This window comes from Myroides sp. C1519 (assembly GCF_038039755.1).
GTDB lineage: Bacteria > Bacteroidota > Bacteroidia > Flavobacteriales > Flavobacteriaceae > Flavobacterium > Flavobacterium phaeum_A.
In genome coordinates this window covers 1-5,525 of sequence record NZ_JBBPHM010000042.1, presented here as the reverse complement: position 1 = coordinate 5,525, position 5,525 = coordinate 1, and the positions used below count along the sequence as shown (strand labels likewise).

The window sequence follows — 5,525 nt, the reverse complement described above, 5'->3', positions numbered from 1 at the left end:
TCTTGTTTGATTACTATTTTCCATTTTTAACTGTTTTAAAACTGTACAGTTATTTTAGGACGGGTCAATAGCTTAATGACCTTGTTTTGAAAAGGTAAGTAAGAAATGGGAAATAGCTAAATTATACTGTGATTACGACTGAGTGATTAGAAGGATTTTGCTCTGTATCTGTCATCTTTTATAGGAATGAGAAAAACAGCTTAGCAATTTTGTGTTTACAGTAAATAAGTTAAAAGCGTAGAAAGTTTATCTAAAAGAGATAATGACTTATGTTTACAAAAGTACAAAATAAGTTGGTAAATAATTTCTATTTTTACCTTTTAATAACCAAACAACATAATGAAGAAACTATTTTTACTGTTAGCATTGTGCCTTAGTACAATGGTCAGTGCACAAGAATTTAAAGACTATTTTGAAGATAAAACATTGCGATTAGACTATGTATTTGGAGGAGATGCCAAACGACAGTTTATTTTATTAGACGAGTTAGCTTCGTATCCACAATGGGCAGGGAGAACACATCACTTGGGTGAAAATGCACTAAAAGGTAATGGACAAGTACGCGTTTACGATGAGCAGAGTGATTTACTTATTTATACGAATAGTTTTAGTACTCTATTTCAAGAGTGGTTATCTACTGAAGAAGCACAACGAACTACAAAGAGTTTTGAAAACGTATTCTTAGTTCCATTTCCAAAGCATAAAGTGCGCATTGAACTTGTGTTATTTGATGAAAATGGCAAAGAGAAAGATACATTAGTTCACTATGTTGATCCAACTGATATGTTGATTCATCAAAAAGGAGTAGCGGATGTAACTGAACACGTATATTTACATAAAGCGAAAGATGAGGCAAAAGCGATCAATGTGGTTTTTGTAGCAGAAGGTTTTCAAGCAGGAGAGATGGATAAGTTTATGACTGCAGCTAAGGTTTCAATAGAGGAAATTTTAAAGCACAAACCGTTTGGCAAATTTGCAGATAACTTTAATTTTATTGCTGTAAAGAGTGCTTCTCAAGATTCTGGAGTAAGCGTACCTCGTAAAGGAGAGTGGCGTAAGACAGCCGTAGAATCAAATTTTGATACTTTTTATTCAGAGCGTTATTTGACTACTAACCGCATTAAAAAATTACACGATGTTTTGGCAGGTATTCCTTACGAGCACATTGTTATTTTAGCAAATACAGATGTGTATGGTGGTGGGGGAATTTACAACTCGTACACATTAACTACAACGGGGAATAAGGATTTTAAACCGGTGGTAGTACACGAGTTTGGTCATAGTTTTGCCGGATTAGCAGATGAGTATTTTTATGAGCAAGATGTGTTAAGTGATTTAATTTCGAATGTAAGCGAACCTTGGGAGAGAAACATTACAACACTTGTAGATTTTAATAGTAAGTGGAAGAAAATGTTGAAAAAAGGTACGCCAATTCCAACTGACGCTAAAGATGTGAAAAAATATCCAATAGGTGTTTATGAAGGATTAGCAGGAAGAAAGATTTACAAAGGAACATTGGATTGTAGAATGAAAACAAATCAATACCCAGATTTCTGTCCCGTTTGTCAGAATGCGATAGAAGAGTTAATTTTGTTTTATACAGAGTAATCATATTAGAAAGCTTCTCAGTAGAGAGGCTTTCTTGTTTTAAATAGGTAATACAAGTGAAGAATATATTATTATTGTCTGATACGCATAGTTGTATAGACGAGCATATTATGAAATATGTAGCACAAGCTGATGAGGTTTGGCACGCTGGAGATATAGGGGACTTAACAGTAACTGATACGATTAAGAAGGTAAAACCTTTGCGCGCTGTTTACGGAAATATAGACGGAGCAGAGGCAAGGTTAGAGTTTCCGGAAGAACAGTTTTTTGAGTGTGAAGGGATGAAGGTGTATATGATACATATTGGAGGTTATCCTGGAAAGTATAAAGCAAGTGTGAAACAAAGAATAATGACAGAACATCCAGGGATTTACATTTGTGGGCATTCACATATACTAAAGGTGCAATATGATCAGATGTTGGGAGTATTACATATGAATCCAGGAGCAGCAGGAATCAGTGGTTTTCATCAAGTGCGAACTATGCTGCGCTTTAAAATAGACCAAGGTAAGATTAGTGATTTAGAGATTATCGAATGGTCAAAAAACAAAAAAGCCGAACTTTAAAGTTCGGCTTTTTTAACGCACTAATAAACTAAGATATTAGGTTTATCTTAAACGATCTACTGATTTTACGAGATCTTCATCCTTCTTAATGGCTCTGTTTGCTAACACGATAAACAGGATAGAAATAAGAGGGAGGAACATTCCAATACCTTTCTCCGAAACAGTATCAACTGCTTCTCCAGATATGTTTAGTGATCTGTATATGAATAATCCTACTAGTATAAAATTTAATATTATATTCAAACGATTGATGACAAACTGTCTTTTGCGATTGTTATATCCTAAGATAGCTACTACTGTCATAGCAACTGATAATCCGAAAAGGATAGTAAACATAGGTATATGCATCGAATAGATTTCTGTACCCTCTCCATTAGTCCACAAAGGGAATATGAATGGTAAAACACCTACAAGTACAAAAACGATGATTAAGTAAACAGTTTGAATTCTTTGTAACATGATTTGTAAAAAATGAAATACAAAAATAACGTTTCTTTTTGTAAAAAACCTATTGTTTGTAAAAATTAATTCGTAATATTGCATCAGTACTGCCGTAAGTTCTTCATAATACGGCAATTCTATTTTAAATTCCCATCTTATTTAAAATATATAATTCAATATTTTTATAATCTATAAACATTTTTATGTTTGAAATTTCCGAATTAAAAAAAATGAAGGTTGCTGACCTTCAGGAGATTGCTAAAAAAGCCAAAATAGGTAAAATCGCTTCATTGAAGAAAGATGAGCTTATTACGCAAATTTTAGGTAGTCAAAAAGCAGATTCTAATGTTGCAAAGGAGAGTGTGAAAGGACCGAATACTGTTAATCCTAAGAAAGCTGCAACGCCACAAGAAGTTGGAGAGTCGAGCGATAAATCAAAGCGTCCAAGACTAAATAAACCCCAAGAAGAAGAGAGCAAGTTAGGAGCGAAGTTAGAACAAGCTTCTCAGGTGATTGCTGATAAACCTCATAGAAAACCCGCTGCAAAACAAAACGAAAAAAGAGTTTCTACTGATACAACAAGTACAGAAGAAAAAGCAGAAGGTGTGAGAGAGGCTAAGCCAGCTCATAATCGTGAAAATAAAAGGGAATTTAATAAAAAGAGAGGTGATGACTCTAATCGCCGCGATTCTCAAAAAAGAGATTTTAAAAATCAGAATAGAAATACAGTTGAGCCAACAGAGACAAAAGCAGTTTCTACTGTGGCTGATGTAGATACAGATGTTGCTGAGGTTAATGTTCTTGCTGAAACGAATCAAAATAATGATTCAGATCAAAATAAAAAGCCACACAATAATCAACAAAATAAAAATAATAACAACCATAATAATAAACGCAATAATTACAGAGAACCAGATTATGAGTTTGACGGAATTATTGAAAGTGAAGGTGTTCTTGAAATGATGCCTGATGGTTATGGGTTCTTGCGTTCTGCAGATTATAACTATTTATCTTCTCCTGATGATATTTACTTATCGCAATCTCAAATTAGATTATTTGGTTTAAAAACGGGAGATACAGTTAAAGGAGTGGTAAGACCTCCAAAAGAAGGAGAGAAGTTTTTCCCACTTGTAAGAGTATTAAAAATTAACGGACACGATCCACAAGCTGTGCGTGACCGAGTATCATTTGAACATTTGACACCTTTATTTCCTCAAGAGAAGTTTAATCTTGATGGAAGAAAAAGTACGGTATCAACTCGTTTAATGGATATGTTTGCTCCAATTGGTAAAGGACAACGTGGTATGATCGTTGCACAACCAAAGACGGGTAAAACGATGTTGTTAAAAGATGTAGCAAATGCTATTGCTGCGAATCACCCAGAGGCTTATTTAATCGTACTTTTGATTGATGAGCGTCCAGAAGAGGTTACAGATATGCAGAGAAGTGTAGATGCTGAGGTTATTGCTTCAACATTTGATGAACCTGCAGAAAGACACGTGAAAGTTGCTAATATCGTTTTAGAGAAAGCAAAGCGTTTAGTTGAATGCGGTCACGATGTTGTTATTTTATTAGACTCAATTACACGTTTAGCACGTGCTTATAATACGGTACAACCTGCTTCAGGTAAGGTATTGAGTGGTGGGGTAGATGCTAATGCGCTACAAAAACCAAAACGTTTCTTTGGTGCTGCTCGTAATATTGAAAATGGAGGTTCTTTAAGTATTATTGCAACAGCTCTTGTAGATACTGGTTCAAAAATGGATGAGGTTATTTTTGAAGAGTTTAAAGGTACTGGTAATATGGAACTTCAGTTAGATAGAAAACTTTCTAATAAGCGTATTTTCCCTGCAATTGATATTACTTCATCAAGTACAAGACGCGATGACTTATTATTAGATAAAGATGCTTTACAGCGCCTTTGGGTTATGCGTAATGTAATGGATAATATGAATTCTGTAGAGGCGATGACATCTATTATTGATAATCTAAGAAGGACAGATAATAATGATGATTTCTTGAAAACTTTAAACGAGAAATAGAGATAGTAATGACAAAATCTTATGCTTTGAAAGGAGTAGAGAGTTGTTATTTTAAATATAAAAAAAAGAGGATGTGTGAGCATCCTCTTTTTTTATGAGTATTTGGTAAATAAGTAAAACAAGTCTAAATATTTAACTTTATAACATATTTATTAAAATCTATATTATATAATTTTTGTAGAGTTTGATAAAATAGTTATTTTCGGAGTGTTAAAAACAAGAATTTGAATAGTAGATGAGTGCAGTGGTTGTGTTTTTTGTGGTTGCAATAGTAACATTCTTAATAGTTCGACAGTTTTTTACTGTAAAGAGTTTTAAGAGTAAAGAAGAGTATTTAGAGTATAAGCAAAAGGAAAAAGAATTATTAGAACAAGAAGAAGAAGATTGGGATGACGAGTTAATAGATAAAAAAAGTTTCGATTTTCTATTTATAGGAGCAATTGCAACAATACTATTTTTGGTTTTTGGACTATTTACGGGAAACTCGTTTTACTTTATTTTAGTTTTATTTGTAATAACAGCTGCTTTATATATCTATTATTTACCGCCAAAGGATAAATTTTAAGTCTGTATTGACGTAATTTTTATTAGATGTAGGTATTTCTGATTCGCTTGTATTTGCTGGTGTTTTGAGTAAAAAGTAGTTTTGTTCTTTTTTGAGTAAAAAAAATATAAAAATATTTTTCATTACAAATGGCTTATTTATAGTTATTTAAAAGGATTGGCTGAAAAAGGATTGAAAAAAAACGTAGATAGAGTTTGTATTTACAGAATATCGTTCTATATTTGCACTCGCAATAACGAAATGGCCATGTGGCGCAACTGAATAGCGCATCTGATTACGGCTCAGAAGGTTGCAGGTTTGAAT

At 33.2% G+C, this 5,525-nt stretch carries 5 protein-coding genes; 4 read left to right on the top strand and 1 reads right to left on the bottom strand.

Annotated features, from left to right (window positions below; all coding sequences use genetic code 11):
* Window positions 1-339: 339 nt before the first annotated feature.
* Window positions 340-1,608, top strand: coding sequence for a M64 family metallopeptidase (locus tag AABL81_RS13425; RefSeq protein ID WP_341341313.1), 1,269 nt, complete (start codon window positions 340-342; stop codon window positions 1,606-1,608).
* Between the two features lie 56 nt (window positions 1,609-1,664).
* A complete protein-coding gene (locus tag AABL81_RS13420; protein WP_090409210.1) occupies window positions 1,665-2,174 on the top strand; it encodes a metallophosphoesterase family protein in 510 nt (169 codons plus the stop codon).
* A 42-nt stretch (window positions 2,175-2,216) separates the two neighbouring features.
* Here the strand turns inward: AABL81_RS13420 and AABL81_RS13415 are convergent, their stop codons facing one another.
* Complete coding sequence (locus AABL81_RS13415; RefSeq protein ID WP_158210263.1) at window positions 2,217-2,633, bottom strand: DUF4293 domain-containing protein; 417 nt, start codon at window positions 2,631-2,633, stop codon at window positions 2,217-2,219.
* 185 nt (window positions 2,634-2,818) lie between these two features.
* On the opposite strand from AABL81_RS13415, the gene rho reads away from it, so the two are divergent.
* Window positions 2,819-4,657: a transcription termination factor Rho gene (gene rho, locus AABL81_RS13410; protein WP_158210264.1), complete on the top strand. Its 1,839-nt coding sequence runs from the start codon at window positions 2,819-2,821 to the stop codon at window positions 4,655-4,657.
* A gap of 235 nt (window positions 4,658-4,892) precedes the next feature.
* A complete protein-coding gene (locus tag AABL81_RS13405; RefSeq protein WP_158210265.1) occupies window positions 4,893-5,222 on the top strand; it encodes a hypothetical protein in 330 nt (109 codons plus the stop codon).
* Window positions 5,223-5,525: the final 303 nt, after the last annotated feature.